This window comes from Streptomyces sp. ICC4, assembly GCF_003287915.1.
Classification (GTDB): Bacteria; Actinomycetota; Actinomycetes; order Streptomycetales; family Streptomycetaceae; genus Streptomyces; species Streptomyces tritrimontium.
In genome coordinates this window covers 2,988,665-3,013,125 of record NZ_CP030286.1, presented here as the reverse complement: position 1 = coordinate 3,013,125, position 24,461 = coordinate 2,988,665, and the positions used below count along the sequence as shown (strand labels likewise).

At 72.8% G+C, this 24,461-nt stretch carries 22 protein-coding genes; 10 read left to right on the top strand and 12 right to left on the bottom strand.

Features of this window, described 5'->3' with window-relative positions; all coding sequences use genetic code 11:
- The first annotated feature begins 60 nt into the window (after positions 1-60).
- The 5 genes from DRB89_RS14025 to DRB89_RS14010 all read left to right on the top strand — a co-directional run bounded on the left by DRB89_RS14025 (position 61) and on the right by DRB89_RS14010 (position 2,629).
- Positions 61-723: a hypothetical protein gene (locus DRB89_RS14025; RefSeq protein ID WP_112448612.1), complete on the top strand. Its 663-nt coding sequence runs from the start codon at positions 61-63 to the stop codon at positions 721-723.
- Between the two features lie 77 nt (positions 724-800).
- Positions 801-974, top strand: coding sequence for a hypothetical protein (locus tag DRB89_RS43720; RefSeq protein ID WP_204357709.1), 174 nt, complete (start codon positions 801-803; stop codon positions 972-974).
- Positions 975-1,105: 131 nt separating this feature from the next.
- Positions 1,106-1,579, top strand: a complete 474-nt coding sequence (locus DRB89_RS14020) for a BlaI/MecI/CopY family transcriptional regulator (protein WP_112448613.1) — start codon at positions 1,106-1,108, stop codon at positions 1,577-1,579.
- A 9-nt stretch (positions 1,580-1,588) separates the two neighbouring features.
- Positions 1,589-2,119 (top strand): amino-acid N-acetyltransferase, encoded by a 531-nt coding sequence (locus tag DRB89_RS14015; protein ID WP_112448614.1) that lies wholly within the window; start codon positions 1,589-1,591, stop codon positions 2,117-2,119.
- 165 nt (positions 2,120-2,284) lie between these two features.
- Positions 2,285-2,629, top strand: a complete 345-nt coding sequence (locus DRB89_RS14010; protein ID WP_112448615.1) for an Lsr2 family protein — start codon at positions 2,285-2,287, stop codon at positions 2,627-2,629.
- Here the strand turns inward: DRB89_RS14010 and DRB89_RS14005 are convergent.
- Positions 2,602-3,237, bottom strand: a complete 636-nt coding sequence (locus DRB89_RS14005; RefSeq protein ID WP_239516127.1) for an SCO3374 family protein — start codon at positions 3,235-3,237, stop codon at positions 2,602-2,604. The two genes, DRB89_RS14010 and DRB89_RS14005, sit on opposite strands and share 28 nt — an antisense overlap.
- Before the next feature lie 475 nt (positions 3,238-3,712).
- On the opposite strand from DRB89_RS14005, the gene DRB89_RS13995 reads away from it, so the two are divergent.
- A complete protein-coding gene (locus DRB89_RS13995; RefSeq protein WP_112448616.1) occupies positions 3,713-6,238 on the top strand; it encodes an ATP-dependent Clp protease ATP-binding subunit in 2,526 nt (841 codons plus the stop codon).
- A 78-nt stretch (positions 6,239-6,316) separates the two neighbouring features.
- On the opposite strand, the gene DRB89_RS13990 is transcribed toward DRB89_RS13995, so the two are convergent.
- Positions 6,317-9,298: an NACHT domain-containing protein gene (locus tag DRB89_RS13990; RefSeq protein ID WP_239516126.1), complete on the bottom strand. Its 2,982-nt coding sequence runs from the start codon at positions 9,296-9,298 to the stop codon at positions 6,317-6,319.
- A 370-nt stretch (positions 9,299-9,668) separates the two neighbouring features.
- On the opposite strand from DRB89_RS13990, the gene DRB89_RS13985 reads away from it, so the two are divergent.
- Entirely contained in the window at positions 9,669-10,289 is a 621-nt protein-coding gene (locus DRB89_RS13985; RefSeq protein WP_112453389.1) for a M23 family metallopeptidase, read from the top strand.
- A 52-nt stretch (positions 10,290-10,341) separates the two neighbouring features.
- Here DRB89_RS13985 and DRB89_RS45960 read toward each other — a convergent pair whose 3' ends face one another.
- The 7 genes from DRB89_RS45960 to DRB89_RS13950 all read right to left on the bottom strand — a co-directional run bounded on the left by DRB89_RS45960 (position 10,342) and on the right by DRB89_RS13950 (position 16,809).
- Positions 10,342-11,640 (bottom strand): LamG domain-containing protein, encoded by a 1,299-nt coding sequence (locus DRB89_RS45960; RefSeq protein ID WP_112448617.1) that lies wholly within the window; start codon positions 11,638-11,640, stop codon positions 10,342-10,344.
- A 63-nt stretch (positions 11,641-11,703) separates the two neighbouring features.
- Positions 11,704-13,032: a two-component system sensor histidine kinase CseC gene (gene cseC, locus DRB89_RS13975; RefSeq protein ID WP_112448618.1), complete on the bottom strand. Its 1,329-nt coding sequence runs from the start codon at positions 13,030-13,032 to the stop codon at positions 11,704-11,706.
- The gene (cseB, locus tag DRB89_RS13970) at positions 13,029-13,739 is read right to left on the bottom strand and encodes a two-component system response regulator CseB (RefSeq protein WP_112448619.1); all 711 of its coding nucleotides are present in this window, start codon (positions 13,737-13,739) and stop codon (positions 13,029-13,031) included. Before cseB ends, cseC begins: the two co-directional genes overlap by 4 nt.
- Positions 13,740-13,765: 26 nt before the next feature.
- Positions 13,766-14,422, bottom strand: coding sequence for a hypothetical protein (locus tag DRB89_RS13965; protein ID WP_112453390.1), 657 nt, complete (start codon positions 14,420-14,422; stop codon positions 13,766-13,768).
- Between the two features lie 38 nt (positions 14,423-14,460).
- The gene (locus tag DRB89_RS13960) at positions 14,461-15,021 is read right to left on the bottom strand and encodes a SigE family RNA polymerase sigma factor (protein WP_112448620.1); all 561 of its coding nucleotides are present in this window, start codon (positions 15,019-15,021) and stop codon (positions 14,461-14,463) included.
- 175 nt (positions 15,022-15,196) lie between these two features.
- Positions 15,197-16,183 carry an A/G-specific adenine glycosylase gene (locus DRB89_RS13955; protein WP_239516125.1) on the bottom strand — a complete coding sequence of 329 codons (987 nt, stop codon included), beginning with the start codon at positions 16,181-16,183 and terminating at the stop codon, positions 15,197-15,199.
- Positions 16,184-16,200: 17 nt separating this feature from the next.
- On the bottom strand, positions 16,201-16,809 hold the full coding sequence (locus DRB89_RS13950; protein ID WP_112448621.1) for a phosphatase PAP2 family protein: 609 nt from the start codon (positions 16,807-16,809) through the stop codon (positions 16,201-16,203).
- Between the two features lie 222 nt (positions 16,810-17,031).
- Between DRB89_RS13950 and DRB89_RS13945 the strand changes: the two genes are divergently transcribed.
- On the top strand, positions 17,032-17,763 hold the full coding sequence (locus DRB89_RS13945) for a hypothetical protein (RefSeq protein WP_343234823.1): 732 nt from the start codon (positions 17,032-17,034) through the stop codon (positions 17,761-17,763).
- Positions 17,764-17,809: 46 nt separating this feature from the next.
- Here the strand turns inward: DRB89_RS13945 and disA are convergent, their stop codons facing one another.
- Positions 17,810-18,934: a DNA integrity scanning diadenylate cyclase DisA gene (gene disA, locus DRB89_RS13940; RefSeq protein WP_112448623.1), complete on the bottom strand. Its 1,125-nt coding sequence runs from the start codon at positions 18,932-18,934 to the stop codon at positions 17,810-17,812.
- 156 nt (positions 18,935-19,090) lie between these two features.
- Entirely contained in the window at positions 19,091-20,506 is a 1,416-nt protein-coding gene (gene radA / locus DRB89_RS13935) for a DNA repair protein RadA (RefSeq protein WP_112448624.1), read from the bottom strand.
- Between the two features lie 228 nt (positions 20,507-20,734).
- Here radA and DRB89_RS13930 point away from each other — a divergent pair, with 228 nt between their 5' ends.
- Positions 20,735-22,549, top strand: coding sequence for a sigma-70 family RNA polymerase sigma factor (locus DRB89_RS13930; RefSeq protein ID WP_112463295.1), 1,815 nt, complete (start codon positions 20,735-20,737; stop codon positions 22,547-22,549).
- A 67-nt stretch (positions 22,550-22,616) separates the two neighbouring features.
- Here DRB89_RS13930 and DRB89_RS13925 read toward each other — a convergent pair whose 3' ends face one another.
- Positions 22,617-23,459: a hypothetical protein gene (locus tag DRB89_RS13925; protein WP_112452959.1), complete on the bottom strand. Its 843-nt coding sequence runs from the start codon at positions 23,457-23,459 to the stop codon at positions 22,617-22,619.
- Positions 23,460-23,522: 63 nt separating this feature from the next.
- Between DRB89_RS13925 and DRB89_RS13920 the strand changes: the two genes are divergently transcribed.
- Positions 23,523-24,461 (top strand): Ppx/GppA phosphatase family protein, encoded by a 939-nt coding sequence (locus DRB89_RS13920; RefSeq protein WP_112452958.1) that lies wholly within the window; start codon positions 23,523-23,525, stop codon positions 24,459-24,461.

Below are 24,461 nucleotides of genomic sequence, written 5' to 3'. Positions count from 1 at the left end.
GGCGCGCCGGGCGCGGGTTCCCTGAGGGGATTTTGTCCGATTAGCGCGTATCTTCGGCCCATGCCCACGCCCTACGGATCCCGCGGCGGCATGGCGTTCAGCGCTGATGAGCTTCACGTGCTCAGGCGTTCGCTCGCTCACGCCCTCCAGTCCTCCACGGCCCCTCTGACGGCCGCCGAGGTCCAGGACTGCCTGCGCCTCGCGCAGTCGGTGGACGAAGCGGTCCAGGAGGCGGGGCGGCTCAGAGCGTTCCTCCTCGCCGACCTGGCCCGGTACAGAGCCGCGCTGCCGGGGAGCCTCACGGGCTACCTGGAGCTGCTCCAGGACGCCCTGGCCGCCGGTTACGAGCCCGTGCCCGACGACCTCGCCGCCCTGCGGGCCCTGCGCGCCAACCCGGTCGCGGCCGCCCTGCTGGAGCGGTCGCAGGTGATCGCGGAGCGCTCCGTACGCCGCAGGCTCTCCACCGCGCCCGCGCCGCGGACCCGGCTGCTGGCCATCGCCGGCGGCGCCGGGACGGCCAGCGGCCCCGCCGGCTCCGGCTCGGCCCAAGGCGCGGTGTCCGGATCAGGGTCCGGCTCCGGCTCCGGCAAGGAGAAGGAGCCGCGCCCGCGGGAGCCCGAGCCCGACGACCGGCCCGCGCACCCGATCCCGACCCCGGGCGAGGTCTTCCCGCCGCGCCGCAAGCCCGCGCCGCCCCCGGCGGCGGGCCGCGCGGCCGGCTAGTGCTGTGGCCGGGAAGGTTTGCCGGGCGCCGCGACCCGGTGAACCTTTCCGGTCACAGCACTAGCTAGGCTGGGGGCATGGACTACGTTTCCGCGCTCGTGCCCCCCTTCGTGATGGCCGTGTTCTTCATCGCGCTCGTCGTGACGATCGTGAAGAGCCAGGGCGGTGCCAACAAGGGCAAGGAGGACGCGGCGGTGGACGCCGTGCTCGCCCGCGCCGAGGCCGCCCGGCAGTCCAAGCCCCAGAACTAGTACCCCCCCGAGGGGGACGGGCGTACGGCTCCTCGAGCCGTACGCCTTCTGCGTATGCCCTCCCACATTTCGCCGCGCGTTGCCGTCCGAATAGCCGGGCAATTCGCCGCATCCCGCACTATCGTGCTGCTGTGCCTCGCCCCTTGGGAGAACTCGAAGACTCAGTCATGACGCGGGTGTGGCAGTGGAACCGCCCGGTCACCGTTCGCGAAGTCCTGGAAGACCTGCAGCAGGAACGGTCCATCGCGTACACCACGGTCATGACCGTTATGGACAATCTCCACCAGAAGGGCTGGGTCCGCCGGGAAGCGGAAGGCCGCGCCTATCGATATACGGCGGTCTCCACCCGCGCCGCCTACTCGGCCGCGCTGATGAACGAGGCCTGGTCGACGAGCGACAACCCCGCGGCCGCCCTCGTGGCCTTCTTCGGCATGATGTCCGCCGAGCAGCGCGAGGCGCTGCGGGACGCCGTGCGGATCGTGCAGCCCGCCGAGGAGCCGGCGGAACCGGCGGGCCCCCCGCCGGCGGCCGCCGCCCCGCCGTCGGCCGATGCCGCCGACGCCGAAGCGGACTCCGGCGGGCGGCAGGGCGAGCCGGGGCGATAACGTCCGGGCATGGGTGAGTTTTCCGCTGCAGATGCAAAAACAGTGACGATCCGCCGAGCGCGCACCGGTGATGTTCCCGCGCTGCGCCGCCTGCTCGACCAGTACGTGCAGCAGCGCATCCTGCTCGACAAAGCGCCGGTCGTCCTTTACGAGGACATCCAGGAGTTCTGGGTCGCCGAACGCGACACCGACGGCCAGGTGGTCGGCTGCGGGGCGCTCCACGTGATGTGGGAAGACCTGGCCGAAGTCCGCACTCTCGCCGTCGACCGAGAGTTGAAGGGCGCCGGAGTCGGCCATCTCGTGCTCGACCAGTTGTTGCGGACGGCCCGCCTGGTCGGGGTGAGCCGGGTTTTCTGCCTGACCTTCGAAGTGGACTTCTTCGCGAAGCACGGCTTCGTCGAGATCGGCGAGACCCCGGTCGAGACCGATGTGTACATGGAGCTGCTGCGTTCCTATGACGAGGGTGTCGCCGAGTTCCTCGGTCTCGAACGAGTGAAGCCGAACACCTTGGGCAACAGCCGGATGCTTCTGCACCTCTGATCGATCACAGCGGGATTTCCCGGGACCACGGTGCGTGTGGCCTATGTCCGAATCGCGCACGTTTCCCTACCCGTTGCGGACCCGAACCTCTCACCGGGGGTTTGTGTTTTCCAGGCAAAAGCGGTTTCCTTTCCGCGTACTGCTTTTCGATGAAAGGAAATCCCGGTGGCACAGAAGGTTCAGGTCCTTCTTGTCGACGACCTCGACGGCGGCGAGGCGGACGAGACGGTGACGTTCGCTCTGGATGGCAAGACCTACGAGATCGACCTCACCACCGCCAACGCTGAAAAGCTCCGCGGTCTGCTCGACCCGTACACCAAGGGCGGGCGCCGCACCGGTGGCCGCGGCGCCGCGACCGGCCGTACCAAGGGGCGCGCTGTCGCCGCTTCGGCCGGAAACCCGGACACCGCCGTCATTCGCGCGTGGGCCAAGGAAAACGGCTACAGCGTGAATGACCGCGGCCGCGTTCCCGCGGAAATCCGTCAGGCGTTCGAGGACCGCAAGGTCTGACCCCGGCGCAGGCGGGCCCGGTGGCATTCCGTCGCCGCCGCCGCGACCAGGCGTACGAGATCGGGTCCGCGCGCGGACCCGGACGGGCCCTGTCCGGGAGCGGGCAGGGCGGGAAGCAGTGCCTCACACCCCTGCCCGGGGGGCCGCAGCCACACGGCGGTTCCCCGGGGGCTCCTCTGTGGATCCGCCTCGCCGCCCGTACCCCCGGCGGGGGGTCCCGGGGGGACCGGTGCCGTGATCCGGCCACCCGTACCCAGGGCGGCGAGATCCAGGGCGACCCCGCCCCATTCCAGCCAGGCGAGCAGTCCTTCCAGCTCGTCGGCGCTCCCCGGGGCCACCAGGAACCGCATCCTGCGGCCCATGACGGCGACAGGACCCGTGGCGACGCGTCCGCGCAGCACCGCGGTCCCGGCGTCGGCCGGCAGTTCCAGCACGTCGAACCGCAGGCCGGTCTCCAACTGGACGGGCGGTCCGCCGACGACGGTCCAGCCGAGCTCGCGCTCGTACCAGGAGGCGGTCGGGGAGACCGGATCGCCTTCCGATCCGCACCCCCCGATCGGGGCGCGGGGGAGCGGGACGACGGCGGCGGGCGGCGCGGTGAGAGCCATGACCGGAGCAACTCCCCAATCGCTGCGGGGTTACGCGCGATGTGACGTTCCGCACGCGGGTCAATGCGGAACGTAAACGTCCGTGGCGGCCGAGTCCCACATTCGGGACGGAGGCGTGTTCGCCCGTAGCGGAGGGATCGGGCGTCACTGACGTGAACTGTCCGCGCTTAGGGGGTAAGACATTCCTAGTGGATCGGGGCGACACGCTGATTTGCACGGTCCGGGACCGGCTTCCGTTCGCCATCGGCGTACACCTGTGACGGGTATCTGCCTGGCCTGCGGGAACATCGTCTCGCACCATCGGGTTGGAGCAGTTGTCGGCACTTGCAGCCGGGTTTTCCCACGGACGTGAGGGTGAGCCGCGGACGGATGTCGGCAGTTGGAATGAGCTGTCCCGCCCCGCGGGACTAGCATGCGGAAGGACAGGGCGGGGACCGACCCCGAACTGCCCGACCGCTCTGAGGAGCGATAAACGATGTTCGAGAGGTTCACAGACCGCGCGCGGCGGGTTGTCGTCCTGGCTCAGGAAGAAGCCCGGATGCTCAACCACAACTACATCGGCACTGAGCACATCCTCCTGGGCTTGATCCACGAGGGTGAGGGTGTCGCCGCTAAGGCCTTGGAGAGCCTCGGGATTTCGCTCGAGGCTGTTCGCCAGCAGGTTGAGGAGATCATCGGCCAGGGGCAGCAGGCCCCGTCCGGCCACATCCCCTTCACCCCGCGGGCGAAGAAGGTCCTGGAGCTTTCGCTCCGAGAGGCCCTCCAGCTCGGCCACAACTACATCGGCACCGAGCACATCCTGCTCGGCCTCATTCGCGAGGGCGAGGGCGTCGCCGCCCAGGTCCTGGTGAAGCTGGGCGCCGATCTCAACCGAGTCCGGCAGCAGGTCATCCAGCTGCTCTCCGGCTACTCCGGCGGAGGCAAGGAGTCGGCCACGGCCGGCGGCCCGGCCGAGGGCACGCCCTCGACCTCGCTCGTCCTGGACCAGTTCGGCCGCAACCTGACGCAGGCCGCTCGCGAATCCAAGCTCGACCCGGTCATCGGGCGCGAGAAGGAGATCGAGCGGGTCATGCAGGTGCTGTCCCGCCGGACCAAGAACAACCCGGTCCTCATCGGCGAGCCCGGCGTCGGCAAGACCGCCGTCGTCGAGGGCCTCGCCCAGGCGATCGTCAAGGGCGAGGTGCCCGAGACCCTCAAGGACAAGCACCTCTACACCCTTGACCTGGGTGCCCTGGTGGCCGGTTCCCGCTACCGCGGTGACTTCGAAGAGCGCCTCAAGAAGGTGCTCAAGGAGATCCGCACCCGCGGCGACATCATCCTGTTCATCGACGAGCTCCACACCCTGGTGGGTGCGGGTGCCGCCGAGGGCGCGATCGACGCCGCCAGCATCCTGAAGCCCATGCTGGCCCGTGGCGAGCTCCAGACCATCGGTGCCACGACGCTGGACGAGTACCGCAAGCACCTTGAGAAGGACGCCGCTCTCGAGCGCCGCTTCCAGCCGATCCAGGTGGCGGAGCCTTCCCTCCAGCACACCATCGAGATCCTCAAGGGCCTGCGCGACCGCTACGAGGCCCACCACCGCGTCTCCATCACGGACGAGGCCCTCGTGCAGGCGGCCACCCTGGCCGACCGGTACATCTCGGACCGCTTCCTCCCGGACAAGGCGATCGACCTGATCGACGAGGCCGGCTCCCGGATGCGCATCCGCCGGATGACCGCGCCGCCGGACCTCCGCGAGTTCGACGAGAAGATCGCGAACGTGCGTCGCGACAAGGAGTCGGCCATCGACTCCCAGGACTTCGAGAAGGCGGCTTCCCTCCGTGATTCGGAGAAGCAGCTGCTGGCGGGGAAGGCCAAGCGCGAGAAGGAATGGAAGGCCGGCGACATGGACATCGTCGCCGAGGTCGACGGCGAGCTCATCGCCGAAGTCCTCGCGACCGCGACCGGCATTCCCGTCTTCAAGCTCACCGAGGAGGAGTCCTCGCGTCTGCTCCGCATGGAGGACGAGCTCCACAAGCGCGTCATCGGCCAGAAGGACGCCATCAAGGCGCTCTCCCAGGCGATCCGCCGCACCCGTGCGGGTCTGAAGGACCCGAAGCGCCCGGGTGGCTCGTTCATCTTCGCCGGCCCGTCCGGTGTCGGTAAGACCGAGCTCGCCAAGACGCTCGCCGAATTCCTCTTCGGCGACGAGGACGCGCTGATCTCCCTCGACATGTCGGAGTTCAGCGAGAAGCACACGGTTTCCCGCCTCTTCGGTTCGCCCCCCGGCTACGTGGGCTACGAAGAGGGCGGCCAGCTGACCGAGAAGGTCCGCCGGAAGCCGTTCTCCGTCGTCCTCTTCGACGAGGTCGAGAAGGCGCACCCGGATATCTTCAATTCCCTTCTCCAGATCCTGGAAGACGGTCGTCTGACCGACTCCCAGGGCCGGGTCGTGGACTTCAAGAACACGGTCATCATCATGACGACCAACCTGGGTACGCGGGACATCTCGAAGGGCTTCAACCTCGGCTTCGCCGCCGTGGGAGACACCAAGACCGGATACGACCGGATGAAGGTGAAGGTCAACGAAGAGCTCAAGCAGCACTTCCGGCCCGAGTTCCTCAACCGCGTCGACGACACGGTCGTCTTCCACCAGCTCGCGGAGGAAGACATCATTCAGATCGTCGACCTCATGCTCGCCAAGGTCGACGACCGCCTGAAGGACCGCGACATGGGCATCGAGCTGAGCGGCGACGCGAAGCTCCTGCTCGCCAAGCGCGGCTACGACCCGATCCTGGGTGCCCGTCCGCTGCGCCGGACGATCCAGCGCGAGATCGAGGACGTGCTGTCGGAGAAGATCCTCTTCGGCGAGCTGCGCCCCGGTCACATCGTGGTCGTCGGCAAGGAGGGTGAGGGCGAGGAAGCCAAGTTCACCTTCCGAGGCGAGGAGAAGTCGGCTCTGCCGGACCTCCCCCCGATCGAGGCCACGGGCTCCGGCCCGGACCTGTCGAAGGGCGCGTAACGCGAAGCGGTACGAAGGGGCGGCCCCGGGACCGAAAGGTTCCGGGGCCGCCCCTTTTCGCGTGGCGCGCGGGCGCCGTCAGATGTCGTACATCTGCGGCACGCTCTCCAGCCGCGCCTGCGGGAAGCGGCGCAGCACCCGCTCCTCCAGGCCCGCGTCCCACTCCTTGTCGTCGTCGTAGACCATGACGCTCCTGAGCGAGGGCAGGTCCGCGTACGCGGCGAGGCCGTCCAGCGTCTCGGCGTGCACGGCGATCTCCAGCAGGTCGCCCAGCGCCGAGACCTGGGCCCAGGCGGCCTTTCCGCCGGGGCGCCAGGGGTGGCCGAGCCACAGCCGCCGCAGGCTCGTGAGCCGCCCCAGGCCGGCCAGGTCCGGATCCGCGTCGTCCACCTCGAGCACCTCGGGGCGGGCTTCGGGGGAGAAGTCCTCGAAGGACCACGGACCGTGCCCCGCGTGCAGCTGGAAGGCGCGCAGCCGGGGCCAGGCCGCGAGGGCCGGGCCGAGGGGGACGGTGCTGTCCACGTAGAGCGACACGTCCTCCAGGGGCAGTCCGTGCAGCGGGGCCAGGTCCCGCAGTCCGGACCAGGCGTTGATGTTGAGCCGTCGCAGCGAGGTGTGGCCGCGCAGGAACTCCGCGTCGCTCCCGCCCTGGAAGCTCCACAGGGTCAGGCCCGACACCGGCTGGCGGGCCAGGAAGCGGGCCAGGGCGCCGCGGGTCACCTCGTGGCGGATGAACAGGTCGGGCGGGGCGGTGAAGCCGCGCAGCGCGTCGAGCCCGTCGTCGGAGCCGATGACGAGGTCGCGGGGCGGCGGGTCCATGCGCGCGAGCACCTCGGCCGCGTAGTGGGGGGTGCCGAACCGCTGCCACCCGCGGGTCAGCGTCTCGCGGACCCGCTCGTCGGGGTCGCGGCAGTAGCCGGCGAGGAAGCCGACGGCCGTCTCGGACCCCGTCTCCATGGCCGCGATCACCGACAGGTGGGCCTCGCTGCGCCGGGCCTCCTCACCGCGGGGCAGCAGGTCAAGGACCAGCGGCCCGATCCGGCCCAGGGCCCGCGCCGCGTCCTCGTCCTTCGGGGGGACGAGCCGGCGGGCGGCCGCCCGGACGCGGTCGCGCAGCTCCGGCTCCAGCTCGGCGGCGTACTCCACGGCCGCGAAGGCCAGCAGCACGGCCCGGTCGGAGCCCCGTACGAGCAGGTCGCCGATGATGGCCGCGCGCTCCAGCGGGCGGCCCTGGGCGACCGCCATGCGGATGACGTCCTCCCACTGGTCGTCCTCCGCGTGCCGGGTGATGACGCCGAGACTGCCCTCGTCCAGGGCCGCCCGCGCCCCCAGGTAGTCCTGGAAGGTGCGGTGGACGAACTCGACGGTGTCTTCCGTAGCGGCCCGCAGCAGGCCGGTGCGCTCCACGAAGCGCCGCAGGACCGCCGGGGCGTCGCCCAGGGCCTGCGCGGCCGGTACGGCGGGCAGCGCGTCGGCGATCAGGGCCGTGGCCCGGTCCCGGCTCATCTCGGTGCGGCCGTTGCGGATGAGCCAGTACGCGAGCCGCTGCAGGAGCTGGAGCTGGGGCTCCTCCGCCAGCCGGGGCAGGCGCAGCTCCCGCTCCACGTCGCGGTCGTGCAGCAGCATCGACAGGGCGGCCGTGTACAGCTCCCTGCGGCCCGCCGGCAGGAAGCCCCGGCGCTCGCGGTGCAGGGCGCAGATCAGCCCGCACAGCAGCGGGCTGGTGGCGAGCCGGGCCAGTTCCGGCTTGGTGCGCAGGGAGTCCAGCAGCTGTTCGCGCAGGTCCCCGCCGGCCTCGGCGGCATCGTGCCAGCGGGTGACGAAGGCGGCCACGTCGGCCCGGTTCATGGGGGCGAGGGTCAGCTCGGTGAACTGCTCGTCGGCGAGCCAGTCCTGCCGGACGGCCGAGGGGCGGGAGGTCACCACCCACCGGTTGCCGGGGTAGGCGGTGAGCAGGTCGCAGAGCCAGTCGCGGGCGCGGGCCCGCTCGGCCTCCGGGATCTCGTCGATGCCGTCCACCAGGATCAGGCCGCGTCCCGCGCTCAGGACCCGGCTCTCCCACCCCTCGGGGGCCTGTCCCTTGAGGGCGGTGGCGACCAGGAAGTCCTCGGGGGCGGGCAGCCGCTCCCCGTAGCGGGTCAGGCTGCGCAGGGGCAGGACGTACGGGACGGGGCCGCCCTCGGCCGCCTCCCGGGCGGTGGAGACGGTCAGCCGCTGGATCAGCGTGGTCTTGCCGGAGCCGGCCTCGCCGCGCAGGAGCACGCGGGGCTCGCGGGCCAGCGCCTCTTCGGCGGTGCCGGGGGTGCGGGCCCTGGGGGCGCCGGCGTCAGGGCCCTCGGCGCCGCCGCGCTGCCGGGGCAGGGAGGCCACCTCCAGGCTCACGTACGCCGTGTCCAGCGGCCAGCGCGCCGAGCCCGGGGGCAGCTCGATGCCGAAGATCGTCAGGCTGCTGTGCCGTTGGGCGAGGTACGCCAGGTACCTGGTCTCGAACCCCGGGTCCCTGGCGTCCTCGCGGGTGGTCCGGGACAGCAGCTCGTCCATCTTGGCGATCAGCTCGGCCTGGCGGCGGGCCTGCTCGACCAGCGCGCGCGGGATGTAGGTGGAGCGGGTGGTGAAGAAGTGCAGGACGTGCAGGCAGGTGAGCTCGAGCAGCCGGTCGTGGAAGAGCTCGGCGTCCCGCCCCAGGCCGGTCGCGGGCGCGGCCCGGCGCAGTGCGGCGGCGAAGGCGGCCGGGCCCATCTCGACCGCCTGGACGTCCTCCATGGCGAGGTCCCCGAGCGCGTGGAGGGTGGCGGCCAGCGCGGCCGCGACGCCCGCCTCCTCGCCCGGCGGCAGCGGCCGCTCGCCGGGGGCCCGCAGGGCGCGGTCGACCAGCTTGTCGGCGAGCGCGCGCAGGTCGTCGCGGGACAGGGTGCGATGCTCGCGCAGGGAGACGTAGGAGGAGATCCGCACGGGCCGGTCCACGAGGTCGGCGCCGGCACCCTCCCCGCGCAGGAGCTTCTTCACGAGGGGGGTCACGACCCCCGAGGCCAGCCGGATCCCCATCACGGATGCGTCCACGAGGCGTGAGCGTAGCTCCAGCCGGAACGGGGCGCAGGGCTTTGGCCCCGGCCGGGGGCCGCAGAGGTCCGGCGCCGGTGACAAGCCGCACAGGGCAAATCGGACCTACTAGGAACATTCGTAGAGTTGGGCGTCCGATTTGCCCCACCCCGAACCCAGTGCGGGGGCGGTCAACAGGCCGGACAGCCTTCCCCGCTCCTACGAGCCCCGTTAGTAAGCGGGGGGTTTGGGGAAGCGCGGGGGCGCGGGTTACCAAGGATGTCGAGCAAGCCCGGCGCCCCCCTCGGAGTGCCGGGCGGCTTCTTGCCCGAAGTGCCGGAGCACCGGTACCGAAGCACCGTCCTTGTCCCCGGCCCCGGAGGTCTCCTTCATGTCCGCGAAGCGCGTCACCACCCGTCGTACCCGTATCGCCGTCGGCGCCACCGCTCTCGGTGCGGCCCTGGCTCTCGGGGCCGGGACGACCGCCGCCTTCGCCGACGAGGCCCAGACCGCCCTGAGCGGCACCGCCCAGCTGGTGGCCGCCCAGGCCGGCGCGCAGGCCGCGGCCGCGGCCGCCGCCGCGAAGCCGGCCGGCCTGTGGGACAAGCCGCTGTCGAAGTACACGCTCTCGGCGACCTTCGGCAAGGGCGGCACCATGTGGTCGCACAAGCACTCCGGCCAGGACTTCGCCGTCCCGGTCGGCACCCCGGTCGACGCCGTCTCGGCGGGCACCGTGGTCAAGGCCGGCCCGAACGGCGGCGGCGACGGCCCGGCGTACGGCAACGCCATCGTGATCAAGCACGCGAACAACACGTACTCGCAGTACGCGCACCTCTCGAAGATCAAGGTCAAGATCGGCCAGAAGGTCTCCAAGGACACGCAGATCGCCCTGTCCGGCAACACCGGCAATTCGAGCGGCCCGCACCTGCACTTCGAGATCCGCACCACCCCGAACTACGGCTCGGCCGTGAACCCGGTCAGCTTCCTGCGCGCGGTCGGCGTCACTGTCTGATCCCCTGCCGCACCCTCCGGGTGCCTCTGATCGCGCCCGGGCCCGGGCGCGATCAGAACAGCATCCAGGAGCCGACCGGCCTGATCGAGGCGTCGATCTTGCCGGGCTTCTGGTCGTTGACCTGCTCCGGCGACAGCGCGATCCGGTAGACCCGCACGCTGTCCATGGCACCGCTCCAGGCCCCGGCCCAGTTGTCCTGCGCGCGGGTCCGGCCCAGTTCCAGCGGCCCGGGGGCCTTGTAGACGCCGGGGACCTTGGTCTCGTTGATCTGCTTGCCGTCGACGAACAGCGTGATCATCTTCGTCGAGTCGTTGTAGGTGCCGGTCAGCTCCGTCATGGTGTTGTCCATCTTGCGGCCCTCGGCCACGACGGTCTTGGTGGTGGCGTCCGCCCCCTCCTTGTCCGTCTGGATCCGGAAGATCCACGCCGGCTTGCCGTTCACCTCGTCCGAGCCCAGCTCGAACGAGAACGTCTTCTCGTTGCCCTGGCTGACGGCGATCTGCCGCCCCTTGGGGGCGCTGTTCGAGACGCGGGCCGTGACGGTGAAGCTCTTGGACACGTCGAGCAGGGCCTTCTCGGACTCGGCGTACGAGTTCGCGGTGCCCGTCGTGCGGAACTCGAACCGCTTGTCCACCGGGACGGTCGAGGCCTCCGCGCCCATCTTCAGGTGCGCCTTGGCGGTGCGGTCGCGCAGCTTCGTCGGGTCGTCCGCCAGGGTCGGGCCGTTGTCCACCGGCGGCTTGGACCCGCTCGCCGAGGGCGAGGCGGAGGGCGAGGCGGAGGCGTCGGCCTTCGCGTCGTCGGGGGCGCCGCCGTCGTCGCCCAGCAGCAGGAAGGCGCCGCCGCCGGCCAGCAGGGCCAGTACGGTCACGCCACCGCCGATCGCCCACAGCCGCTTCTTGCGCCGCTCCCGGTCGGCCCCGTCCGCCAGCGCACCCCAGTCGGGCGCGTCGGACTGCGGCTGGAACCCGCCCTGGAAGCCGTCCTGGCCTCGGAAGCCGTCCTGGCCTTGGAACCCGTCCTGGGGCTGGAAGCCGTCCTGGCCCTGGAACCCGTCCTGGCCCTGGAAGGCGTCGGGCACCGGGGCGCCCGGACCCTGCTGGTACGGGCCCGCCTGCGGGTAGCCGTAGCCGGCGGGCACCTGCGCGGGGCCGCCGGGCGGCGGGCCGAAGGCGCCGGGCTCGGCCGCAGCGGGCGTGGCGGGCGGGTACCCGTAGCCTCCGGGCTGCCCGGCCTGCGGATAGCCGTACCCGGCGGCGGGTATCTGCCCCTGGGGGTGGCCGTCGCCTCCGGGGTGGTGGGCGTCGGGCTCGGGCTGGGGGCTGTGCGGGCGATCCGTACCGTCAGTCATGGATCGGATGCTAAAACATCGGCGTCCGCAATCGAACAGCCGATGGTCGCGATAAGGAACCGATCAGCCCGCCGGGGGCACGACCGGGAAGCTCCCCGTCGCCGTCGGAGCGTGCTCCGGCAGCCACAGCACCGCCACCGCGCCCGCCGCCTCGCCCGCCGCCTCGGCCGAGCGGGAGCGGCCGCCCGGCGCCGCCACGTTGCGGAAGGTCAGCCGGGCGCCCAGCACCCGCGCCTGCCCCTCCGCGATGGTCAGCCCCAGCCCGTGCCCCACCCCGGCCCGGTCCGTGGACCCGGTGCGGAAGCGGCTCGGCCCCTCGCGCAGCAGCGCCTCCGGGAAGCCCGGCCCGTGGTCCCGGACCCGCACCACCCGGCCCTCGACATCGACCTGGACCGGCGCCCGCCCGTACCGCGCGGCGTTGGCGAGGAGATTGCCGAGGATCCGCTCCAGGCGGCGCGGATCGGTGCTGACGATCTCGTCCGCGACGATCCGTACGCTCGCCTCCGGCATCAGCGAGGTGACCCGGCGGCTCACGAACTCGCCCAGCGCCACCTCCTGGAGCTCCGCCCGCTCGGACGCGCTGTCCAGCCGGGCCACCTCCAGCACGTCCTCGACCAGCGCCCGAAGCGCCTGGGCGCGGTCCCGGACGAGCTCGGTCGGCCGGCCCGGAGGCAGCAGTTCCGCCGCCGTGAGCAGGCCCGTCACCGGGGTGCGCAGCTCGTGCGCGATGTCGGCGGTCACCCGCCGCTCGGCCTCCAGCCGCTGCTGGAGCGCGTCCGCCATCGCGTCGACGGCCCGCGCGAGGTCGTCGGTCTCATCGCGTACGACGCCCCCGACCGCGTCCCGCACCCGTACCTCGGGATCCCCGTGCGCCACCCGCTGCGCGGCGGCCGCGGCCTTGCGCAGCCGGCGCGAGATCTGCCCGCCGATGAGCACGCCGAGCGCGGAACCGCCGATCACCACGGCGAGGGAGCCGACGACCAGCGCCCGGTCCAGGTCGCGCACCATGTTGGCGCTCTCCCGGAAGGGATGGTGCAGGGAGAGCACCTGGCTGTTGCCGAGCGGCACGGCGGCCCACACCTCCGGCGCCTTGTGCGGACGCTCCTGCACGTACGTGCCGCGCCGCCCCGAGCGGGCCTTCTCCCGCAGCTGCGGGGGCAGTTCCGGGTCGTTGAGCTTGGCGCCCCAGATCGGCTTGCGGCCCATGTCGGTGTTGCGCGTGGCGATGTACTGCACGCGCTCCAGCTCCGCGTCGCGGGCGCTCTCCAGCATCGAGACGCGGGCAGCACTGTGCACGACCAGGCTCAGCGCGACCGCGGTGAGGGCGCCCACGGCGGCGATGGCGAGTGTGATCTTCCAGCGGATCCCCGTACGGAGGGTGAAGCGCCTCATGCCTTCAGCTTGTATCCGAAGCCCCGGACCGTCTCGATCCGGTCCTGACCGATCTTGGTGCGCAGCCGCTGGACGTGGACGTCCACGACACGGGTGTCGCCGCCCCAGTCGTAGTCCCAGACCCGCTCCAGCAGCCGGTCGCGCGAGAGCACCGTGCCGGGGGAGGTGGAGAACTCCAGCAGCAGCCGCATCTCGGTGGGCGTCAGCGCCACCGAGACGCCCGCCTTGCGCACCTCCATGCCCTCCGTGTCGACCTCGAGGTCGCCGAAGACCAGCACCCCGCGCTCGTCGGAAGCGTCGCCGTCGCCCCCGGCGCCGCCGTTGCGCGGGCCGCCGGCGTGGCCGAAGCGGCGGAGCACGGCGCGGATCCGGGCGACGAGGACGGAGCCGTCGAAGGGCTTGGTGACGTAGTCGTCGGCGCCCGCCTCCAGGCCCAGGACCACGTCGATGGAGTCGGCGCGCGCCGAGAGCATGATGACGGGGACGGTGGACTCGTCGCGGATGCGGCGGCACAGGCTCACGCCGTCCATGCCGGGCACCATCACGTCGAGCAGCGCGATGTCGGGCCGGTTCGCCCGGAAGGACTCCAGCCCGGACAGCCCGTCGGGCATGGCGGTGACCACGAACCCGTCGCGTTCCAGCGCCAGGGTCGTGGCCTCACGGATGACGTCGTCGTCCTCGACGAACAGGACATGGGTATCGGCCATGGGGGAGCTTCGCCTCGCCTCGGTACTCAGTTCTTCTGGCTGACGGCCGGGGCGGGAACCGCTCCGCCGTCCACCACGTTGCTGTAGTCGGTGTGCACCCGGTCCTGCTCGGTGAACCTCTCCCCGTCCCAGCGGTACGTGATCAGGTCCTCGCCCGAAGGATAGGAGAGCGCGTCGCTCTTCCCGTAGACCTGCCTCGTGACGACCAGGTCGCCCCGGTCGATCTCGGCGTAGACGGGCTGCTGCTCGTCCGAGAAGACATTCTCGTACTTCCCGTGGTCCGCCCGGTACACGTACGAGCCGCGGCCCAGGGCGTCGGCGCAGGACAGGACGTTGACGACGATGTCGACCGCCGGACCGCCGGTGACCTTCCCGTAGCTCACGTCCACCGGGTACTCCTTGCCGGAGCACGGTTTCAGGTCCCGTTTGACGGCGGCGCTGACCTTCGGGTCCGCCTTGAGCAGCACGATCGGGTCGATCTTCTCGCCCGGCTTGCCGGACGCACGGGGAGCCGGGGCGGAGGCGGTGCCCCCGTCGGCCTCGGAGGGCGCGGACGACGGCGGGGAGGTCTTGGCCACCGACTCGGTGCGGGCCGGCCCGCCGTCACGCAGCCCCGTACCCCCGGTGGTGCAGCCGGCCGCGAACAGCACGGTGCCGGCGAGGACGACCGTCCCCGCCGACATCAGTACCACTGAGCTCTTGCCGCTCAGACATGGGCCGTTCAGGCCGCGCACCGCTCACGCCCCTCGTACCGGATGGTGTGGTCACCGCGTTCCAGCGCGCGCATGTCCAGGTCCCTGCTCTCCAGTTCCTGCCGGAGGCGGGCCAGTGCGCGGTGCAGGGTGCTCTTCACGGTTCCCGCCGACATGCCGAGCGCCGCGGCCGTCTCCTCGGTGCTCATCTGCTCCCAGTGTCGCAGCACGACCACGCTGCGCTGCTTGGGCGCGAGCACCTTGAGGATGTCCATCAGCAGGGCGCGGTCGGCGCGCTGGTCGGAGCCGTCCCCGACGGAGGCGTCGGGGAGCTGCTCGGTGGGGACCTCTTCGAGCTTGCGGGCACGCCACCACTCGGTACGGGTGTTGATCATGACGCGGCGCAGGTAGGCGTCGGCGAGGGACTTGTCGGCGATGCCGTCCCAGCGGCCGTAGGTGCGGACGAGGGCGGTCTGCAGGAGGTCCTGGGCGTCGGTCGGGTCCGGCACCAGGCGGCGGGCGCTGCGCAGCAGCGCGTCCTGCCGGGTGCGTACGTACTCTTCGAATTCGAGTACCTCGCCGTGCGCCATCTCCGACCGCCTCCGCTGACGTTCAACCGCTGATCCGCTGCCTTACGAGTTCGAAGGTACGGAGGCGTTGTCACGGGCCTGTGCGGGTGAGCCTTCGGTGGGCGCACGGACACCCATAGGTTGTGTAACAGCGGTCGTGAGCTGCGGTTTCTCCGATCCAAGCGGAATCTGCGAGTCAGCTTGAGGGGGCCGGTACGGGCACTGCGGCGGGGTCCGCGGAGGCGCCGGCGGCGGGGCTCGCGGACGCACCGGCGGCGGGGCCCGCGGGCAGCCGGTACATCTGCCCGGCCAGCGGCTCCACCAGTCCGTCCGAGACCAGCCCGTCCAGGGCGCGGGCCCGCTGCACGGGCTCGTCCCAGACGGTGTCGAGGACGGACTGCGGCACCGCGCCGACCGCCTCCCGGAGCACCGCGAGGAGCTTGCCGCGCACCTGCCGGTCCGTCCCGGCGTACGTCTGCCCGCGCCGGGGCGGCCCCTCGTGCGCGGGCTTGCCGGCGAGCCGCCAGGCGCAGAGCCCGGCCACCGGGCAGCGGCCGCACTCCGGGCTCTTGGCGGTGCACACCAGCGCCCCGAGCTCCATGGAGGCCGCCGCCCAGCGGGCCGCGGTGTCCTCGTCCTCGGGCAGCAGGGCGCGCGCCAGGCGCCGTTCGGCGGCGGTCGTGGCGTTCGGCGGGTACTCGACCCCGGTCGAGGTGCGCGCGAAGACCCGGCGCACGTTCGTGTCGAGGACCGCGTGCCGCTGCCCGTACGCGAAGGAGGCCACGGCGGCCGCCGTGTACTCGCCGATCCCGGGCAGGGCCAGCAGCTGCGCGTGCTCGCGCGGTACGTCGCCCCCGTGCCGTTCCGTTATGGCGGCGGCCGCGCCGTGCAGGCGCAGGGCCCGGCGCGGGTAGCCGAGCCGTCCCCAGGCCCGTACGGCCTCGCCGGGGGCCTCGGCGGCCAGGTCGGCGGGGCGGGGCCAGCGGGCGAGCCAGTGCTCGTAGACCGGAAGGACCCGGTTGACGGGGGTCTGCTGGAGCATGAACTCGCTGACCATCACCCCCCAGGGCCCGGCCTCGGGACGGCGCCAGGGCAGATCGCGGGCATGCGCGTCGAACCACGCGATGACGGGGGCGTGCAGCGCGGCGGGGGGTGTGGTGGATGCAGTCATGGCAGACGGCATCCTGGCACGTTTCGTGCCTACCGCGTGGGGCCCGGGCCGGTGATCAGGACAGCGGAGCGGACACCGCTCGCCCGTACGGCCGCGACGACCCCGGCCGTGGGACCGGTGAGCGCGAGGACGGCGAGCGCGGCCAGGCTCGCGCCCAGCACCAGGCCCAGCGCCACGTCGTGCGGGTAGTGCACCCCGACGAAGACCCGGGAGAAGGCCATGAGCAGGGCCAGGGGCACGGTCAGCAGTGCGAGCCGGGGCAGGGCCATGGCCAGGGCGACGGCGGCGGCGCCCGCTATGACGGAATGGTTGCTGGGGAACGACCAGTCGCCGGTGGCCGGGCACGGGATCAGCGAGGCCGCCGCCCCGGCCACGGCCCGGCAGGGGCGCTCCTCGTCGACGGCCGACTTCACCAGCTCGGAGGCGACGTAGGCCAGCGCGGTGACGAGCGGCGCGAGGACGGCCAGGGCGACGGCGCGGGAGTCGCCCTGCCCGCGCGAGCGCCACCACACGGCCACGAAGAGGGCGCCGAAGGCGAACAGCCCGTACTCCGTCCAGAGCTCGAAGGCCGACTGCACCCAGGCGGGGGTCGAGTGGGCGAAATCGGTGACGTCGAGGTAGAGGCCGGAGCTGTCCATGGTGACCGACGGTACTCAAAGCGGAATAACGTCATCGTCAGCCTCCTGGCTGATTCCGGGCGCCAGGACTCCCCCCGCAGGATGATCATCGGCAAAACAAGCCGAGTGCGCGGCATGTGGGGCACGGATCGCGCCGCGAACTCTCGTAAAGTTCCGTCCGTGGGATCTCTGCGCAATCCGGTCGGGCCGCTCCCCTCCTCCATCTACTGGCGACGGAGGGCCGTGCTGGCGTCCGTTGCCGCGCTCCTCGCGCTCCTCGCCGTGTGGACCATCAGCTCCGGCGGGGGGAAGCCGGGTGCGAACGGCAAGGGCCAAGGCCCCGATCCCGTCACCCAGATCACCCCCGGGCCGTCCGGCTCGGGTCCGGCGATCAGTCAGGCCCCGGGCGGGCGCGGCGAGTCGGGCTCGGGCGGCGCCGGTACGGGTACCGGCTCCGACGCCGGCGCGAGCCCCGGCACGGGCAAGAACGGTGAGCCGGGCGGCGGGCCGGGCTCCACCGACGCGGGCGGCTCCGGCGCGGGCCAGGCCGTCCCCGCGGACTCGCCGGTGCCCACGTGCGCGCCGGGCGCGCTGCAGTGGGAGGTCAAGAGCCTGAAGAACGAGTACGAGGCGAGCGAGAAGCCCCGCCTCGAACTCATCGCGCGCAACGTCTCGGGCACCACGTGCAAGGTCGATCTCGGCCCGAAGCAGGCGGTGCTGACCATCACTCAGGCGAGCAATGCCAAGCCGGTCTGGTCCTCGGCCGACTGCCCGGCGGGCGCGGGCAACGCGTTCTTCCGCGTGCCCTCGCAGGGCGAGACCAGGCAGTCCCTCGAATGGGACCGGCACTTCAGCGCGGCCGCCCAGTGCCAGTCGCCTCCGGCGGGGGCAGCCGCGCCGGACACGTACGTGGTCGAGGTCAAGTCCCCGGGCATGCCGGTGGCGCGCACGTCCTTCGTCCTGAAGCAGGACTGAGCCCCGGCCGGCCCGGGACGCTCCCCGGGCCGGCCCTCAACTCCGCCTAGACGTAGCGCTCCAGGATCGAGGACTCCGCCAGGCGGGACAGGCCCTCGCGCACGCTCCGCGCCCGCGCCTCGCCCACGCCGTCCACCGTCTGCAGGTCGTCCACACTGGCGGCCAGCAGCTTCTGCAGCCCGCCGAAGTGCTCCACCAGCCGCTCCATGATCGCCCCGGGCAGCCGGGGAATCTTCGCGAGCAGCCGGTACCCGCGCGGGGACACCGCCGAGTCCAGCGTCTCCGGCGACCCCGTGTACCCCAGGGCCTTCGCCACGATCGCCAGCTCCAGCAGCTCCGGGTGCGTCAGCGCGTCCAGCGCCGGCAGCGCCTCGTCCACCGTGCGGGAACGCTTCGCCGTCGGCTCCGGGACGTAGTCGCGGATCACCAGCTCCCGCTCCTGCTCGATGCCGACCGTCAGCTCGTCCAGTTGGAGCGACAGCAGTCGGCCGTCGGTGCCCAGCTCGATCACGTACTCCGCGATCTCCGTCGCGATGCGCCGCACCATTTCCAGCCGCTGCGCCACCGCCGTGACATCGCGGACCGTCACCAGGTCCTCGATCTCCAGCGCCGACAGCGTCCCCGCCACCTCGTCCAGGCGGAGCTTGTACCGCTCCAGCGTGGCCAGCGCCTGGTTCGCCCGCGACAGGATCGCCCCGGACTCCTCCAGCACGCGCCGCTCGCCGTCCACGTACAGCGCGATCAGCCGCATCGACTGCGACACCGACACCACCGGGAATCCGCACTGCTTCGAGACGCGGTCCGCGGTCCGGTGCCGGGTGCCCGTCTCCTCCGTGTGGATGGACGCGTCCGGCACCAGCTGGACGCCCGCCCGCAGGATCTTGGTGATGTCCTTGTCCAGGATCAGCGCGCCGTCGAGCTTGCACAGCTCGCGCAGCCGGGTCGCGGTGAACTCCACGTCCAGGACGAAGCCGCCCGTGCACATCGCCTCGACGGACTTGTCCATGCCGAGGACGATGAGGCCTCCGGTATTGCCGCGGACGATCCGTTCGAGCCCGTCACGCAGGGGCTGACCAGGTGCGACCGCGCTCAGCGAGGCACGCATCATGGCCTCCTGCTTGGAGCTCGCGCCCGACTTCCCGGATGCTGCTGCCCCGTCCTTGGCTGCCACTGCACTCCTCCGGTCGCGGGTTTGTACCGCCTGCGTACGGCCGGGCGGACCAGGCCAAAGTCTACCGGCGCGGCCCGCGCCCCCGCCGTGCCTTGGCCCGGCCGGGCCGAAGGGCACCCCGTCCGGGCCCCCTGACCTGCGAAGGGGAGCCGTTTGCTAACCGGCGTCGGCGTCCTTCGCCGGCGTACGCGACCGCCCGCGCGGCAGGACCCGCAGCGCGTCGCCCATGTCGGCGACCTCCGTCACCTTCATCCCGGCCGGCACCTTCCCCGGATCCGACGGCACCAGCGCGTGCGTGAAGCCCAGCCGGTACGCCTCCGCGAGCCGCCGCTGCACGCCCGTCACCCGGCGCACCTCGCCCGCGAGGCCGACCTCGCCGATCGCGACCAGGTTCTTCGGGAGCGGTACGTCGCTGGCGGCCGAGGCCAGCGCCAGCGCGACGGCCAGGTCGGCGGCCGGCTCGGTCAGCTTCACCCCGCCCACGGTCGCGGTGTAGATGTCCCGCTTGCCGAGCGCCGTGATCCGGCCGCGCTGCTCCAGGACGGCCAGCATCATCGAGACGCGCGAGGTCTCCAGTCCGGAGGTGGTCCGGCGCGGCGAGGGGATCTGCGAGTCCACCGTCAGCGCCTGCACCTCGGCGACCAGCGGGCGCTTGCCCTCCAGCGTCACCGTCAGACAGGTGCCGGGGACCGCCTCGGCGCGGCGGGTCAGGAACAGCCCGCTCGGATCGGCGAGGCCGTTGATCCCCTCGTCGGTCAGCTCGAAGCAGCCGACCTCGTCCGTGGTCCCGTACCGGTTCTTCACACCGCGGACCAGCCGCAGGCGCGCGTGCCGGTCGCCCTCGAAGCTCAGGACCACATCGACGAGGTGCTCCAGCAGCCGCGGACCGGCGATCGCCCCGTCCTTGGTGACGTGGCCGACGAGCAGGGTGGACATCCCGCGCTCCTTGGAGGCCCGGATCAGCGCGCCGGCCACCTCCCGGACCTGCGCCATGCCGCCGGGCGCGCCGTCGATCTCGGGCGAGGCCACGGTCTGTACGGAGTCCATGATCAGCAGCGAGGGCTTCACCGCGTCGAGGTGCCCGAGTACGGCGGAGAGGTCGGTCTCGGCGGCGAGGTAGAGGTGGTCGCTGAGCGCGTTGATCCGGTCGGCCCGCAGCCGCACCTGGCTCGCCGACTCCTCGCCCGTGACGTACAGCGTGCGGTGCTCGTCGCTGGCCGCCTTCGCCGCGACGTCGAGCAGCAGCGTGGACTTGCCGACGCCCGGCTCGCCCGCGAGCAGCACGACCGCGCCGGGTACGAGGCCGCCGCCCAGCACCCGGTCCAGCTCGCTCACGCCGGTGCTGCGCGCGGTCGCCGTCCGGACGTCGACCTGCCCGATCGGCACGGCGGCCGTGGTGACCCGGCCGGCCGCGGTGGTCCGCACGGCGGGCGCGCCGCCGAGCTCCTCGACGGTGCCCCAGGCCTGGCACTCGGGGCACCGGCCGAGCCACTTGGCGGTGGAGTACCCGCACTCGGTACAACGGTAGGACGGCCGGTCCTTGGCGGATGAACGAGATGTACGGGCAGCCATGCGGCCCACCGTAGCCGCCCCCACCGACAGCCCCGCCGGCCGCGGCCGCCGACCGCCGAGGGCCACCGCTGCCGGCCGCCACCGGCCCCGGTCGGCGGCCCCGCCACCGGCCGCCGTGGCGTGCACCGTCAGGGCGGCTGTCAGCGCGGAGCCGATCTGTTCACCCGTAAGGGCTAAAAGTGGTGAAGGCTTCCGGAGCGCCACCGGCGCGCCGCCTACGGTCGCCGAGTGACGAGCAGCAACCAGGGACACCCCGCACCGCGCACCGGCGCACACCGGGCGCACGGGCGCACGCCCCCCGAGGGGACCAGGGTGGAGCAGCCGCCACCGTTCCGGCACGAGCCCTACCTGGACGGCCTGTTCACGTACTGCCTCTCGGTCCTGTGCGACCACGACACCGCCACCGACGTGCTCGGAGATGTCCTCGCCGTCGCCGAACGCCATCCGGGCCGCTGCCCCGACGAGGGGGACCGGCGCGCGTGGCTCTACGCCCTCGCCCGCTGGGCCTGCCTGCGGCGGCTGGCCGAGCGACGGCGCACGCGTCACGGGTACGGCGGAGCGCACTCCGCCCGGCGTACACCGGAGCACACCGGTCCGGGCCGTGCGCCGGACCCGGTGGCCGCCGATGTGAACGCCGCCGCGAACGCCGCGAACGCCGGCGCGCCCACCGCCGCGAACGCCGCCGTGCCCGCCCGCACGGGCACCCTCGACGTATCCGCCTACCGCCGCACCGAGCTCGCCCGCCTCGCCTGGCCGGAGGCCGCCGGCACCACCCCCGAGCAGCGCGAGGCCCTCGAACTCGCCGTCCGCCACCGCCTCGGCGTCCCCGAACTCGCCGCCGTCCTCGGCACGCCCCCGGCCGCCGCCCGCGAGCTGCTCTCCGGCGCCGCCTGCGAGGTCGAGCGCACCCGCGCCGCCCTCGCCGTCGTGGAGACCGGCAACTGCCCGACCGTGTCCCGGCTCACCGGCGACGACGGCGAAGGCGGCGGGGACGGCCGGGACTTCAACGTCCTGCTGTCCTCGTCCCTGCGCGCCGAACTGGTCCGGCACGTCGACGACTGCCCGCGCTGCCGCCGCGTCGCCGAACGCGTCGGCGCCGGCGGGCCCTGGCCCGGCTCGGGCGGCATCGACACCGCCGCCCTCCCGCTGGTCCCGGCCCCGCGCACCGCCGTCCGCGCCGCGATGGTCCGCTCCGGCAGCCGCCGGGGCGGCGGACCCGGCCCGCGCTTCGACCGCACCGGCTTCCCGATGGACCCCAAGGACCGCGCGGCCCGCCGCGACCGGCTGCGCGCCCGCGCCGTGACCACCACCGTGGTCGCCACCGTCGTCGCGGCCCCGGTGCTGGCCCTGTGGGCGGCCTACCGGGGAGCCCCGAGCACCGGGGAGTCCGTCGGCACCGGCTCCACCCGCATCTCGGCGAGCGATGCGCAGCTCCCGCCGCGCACCGACGGCCGCCCGCTGACGGCGTACGAGAACGCGGGCAACGCGGCCGCCGTCACCGACGGCCCCGGCTTCGCCCCGCCCTCCGCCGGCCCCGACGTCTCCGTCGAGGTCATCAGCAGCGGCGCGCCCTCCGCCACGCCCAGCGGGCCCGGGGCCCCGGGCCGGCTGACCGCGACCGCCGCCTCGCGCGGCTCGACCACCCTGCTGACCCTCACCGCGTCGGGCGGCGCACCGGTCGACTGGCGGCTGTGGTCCGACGCCCCGTGGCTGCGCGCGAGCCTCACCTCGGGCCGGCTGTCACCTGGAGAATCGGTCACCCTGCGGATCGCCGTGGACTCCGAAGCCCAGCCCGTGGGGGCCTGGAGCGCCCGGGTCGGCGTGGACCCGGCCGGCGCGGTGATCTCGATCCGGGGCCGGGGCCGCCCGGCGCCGACCCCGACGCCCACCCCGACCGACCCGGCCCCGTCGCCCACTCCGACCCCGACGCCCACCTCCACGCCGACCCCGACGCCCACTCCGACCCAGCAGCCGACCCCGGGCCCGTCGGACGGCCCCGCCTCACCGGGCCCGGGTCCGGACCCGACGCCGAGCCCGACGTGAGCCGACGTAGGCCGACGTGAGCCGACGCGGGCCGACGTAGGCCGGCCGGGCGCCCCACCTGCCCCGCCTACGCCGGCGGGACCGGGTCCGGGTCCGCCGGGTGCGGGGCCATCGGGAGCAGCGAGGCGAGCCGCGCCTCGCAGAGCAGGACGAGCGCCTCGTACGCCTCCTTGCCCATCAGCTCCGTCAGCTCGGGCCGGTACGACACGTACACCGGGTCGCCGGCTCCGTGCGCGGACGTCGCCGACGTGCACCACCAGTGCAGGTCGTGACCGCCCGGACCCCAGCCGCGCCGGTCGTACTCCCCGATCGACACCTGCAGCACGCGCGTGTCGTCGGGCCGGTCGATCCAGTCGTAGGTCCGCCGGATCGGCAGCTGCCAGCACACGTCCGGCTTGGTCTCCAGCGGCTCCTGGCCGCCCTTCACCGCCAGGATGTGCAGCGAGCAGCCCGCGCCCGCCGGGAAGCCGGGCCGGTTCAGGAAGATGCAGGCGCCGTCCCAGCGGCGGGTCTGCTTCTCCCCGTCGTCGTCGAACTGCGTCCACCCGGTCTCGCTGCCGACGTCGTGGAACTGCCACAGCTCCGGCGTGAGGCGCGCCACGTGCTCCGCGACCCGCTTCTCGTCGTCCTCGTCGGAGAAGTGCGCGCCGAGCGTGCAGCAGCCGTCGTCCGCCCGGCCGGGCTGGATGCCCTGGCAGCCGCTGCCGAAGATGCAGGTCCAGCGGGAGGTCAGCCAGGTGAGGTCGCAGCGGAACACCTGCTCCTCGTCGGCGGGGTCGGGGAACTCCACCCAGGCCCGCGGAAAGTCGAGCCCCTTCTCGTCGGCGACGAGGCCCTTCTTCGTCAGGGCGCCCTTCGGGGGCTTCGCGGGCTTCGTCTTGGACTTGTTGGCCTTCTTCGTATTTGGCACAAACTCAAGCGTAAGGGCCCCTTACTCCATCCCTACGCCTTCGGCCCAGTAGCGTCTCCCCCCATGAGACTCGGTGTCCTTGACGTGGGTTCGAACACGATCCATCTGCTGGTGGTGGACGCGCACCCCGGCGCGCGCCCGATCCCGGCGCACTCGCACAAGGTGGAGCTGAGGCTGGCGGAGCTGCTCGACGAGTACGGCGCGGTGACGCCGGAGGGCGTGGAGCGGTTGGTTTCCGTCATCGGGGGTGCCGTGCAGGCCGCCGAGGACAAGGGCTGCGAAGACCTCCTGCCCTTCGCGACGAGCGCGGTACGGGAGGCCACGAACGCCGACGAGGTCCTGAGCCGGGTCAAGGTGGAGACCGGCATCGACCTCCCCGTGCTGAGCGGCGGCGACGAGGCCCGCCTGACCTTCCTCGCCGCGCGCCGCTGGTTCGGCTGGTCGGCGGGCAAGCTCCTGGTCCTCGACATCGGCGGCGGCTCGCTGGAGATCGCGTACGGCATCGACGAGGAGCCGGACGCGGCCGTCTCCCTCCCGCTGGGCGCCGGCCGGCTGACGGCGGGCTGGCTGCCGGGCGACCCGCCGGGACCGGACGCGATCCGGGCCCTGCGGCGCCACGTGCGGGCCCAGATCGCGCGGACCGTCGGCGAGTTCCGCCGCTTCGGGACCCCGGACCGGGTGGTGGCGACGTCGAAGACGTTCAAGCAGCTGGCCCGCATCGCGGGCGCGGCCCGGTCCGGGGACGGCCTGTACGTCCAGCGCGACCTGACCCGCAAGTCCCTGGAGGAGTGGGTGCCGCGCCTGGCGGCGATGACCACCGACCAGCGCTCGGCGCTCCCCGGGGTCTCCGAGGGGCGCTCCTCGCAGCTCCTGGCGGGCGCGATGGTCGCGGAGGGCGCGATGGACCTGCTGGGCGTGGAGTCCCTGGAGATCTGCCCGTGGGCCCTGCGCGAGGGCGTCATCCTGCGCCGCCTGGACCACCTCCCGGCGCCCGGGGTCTGA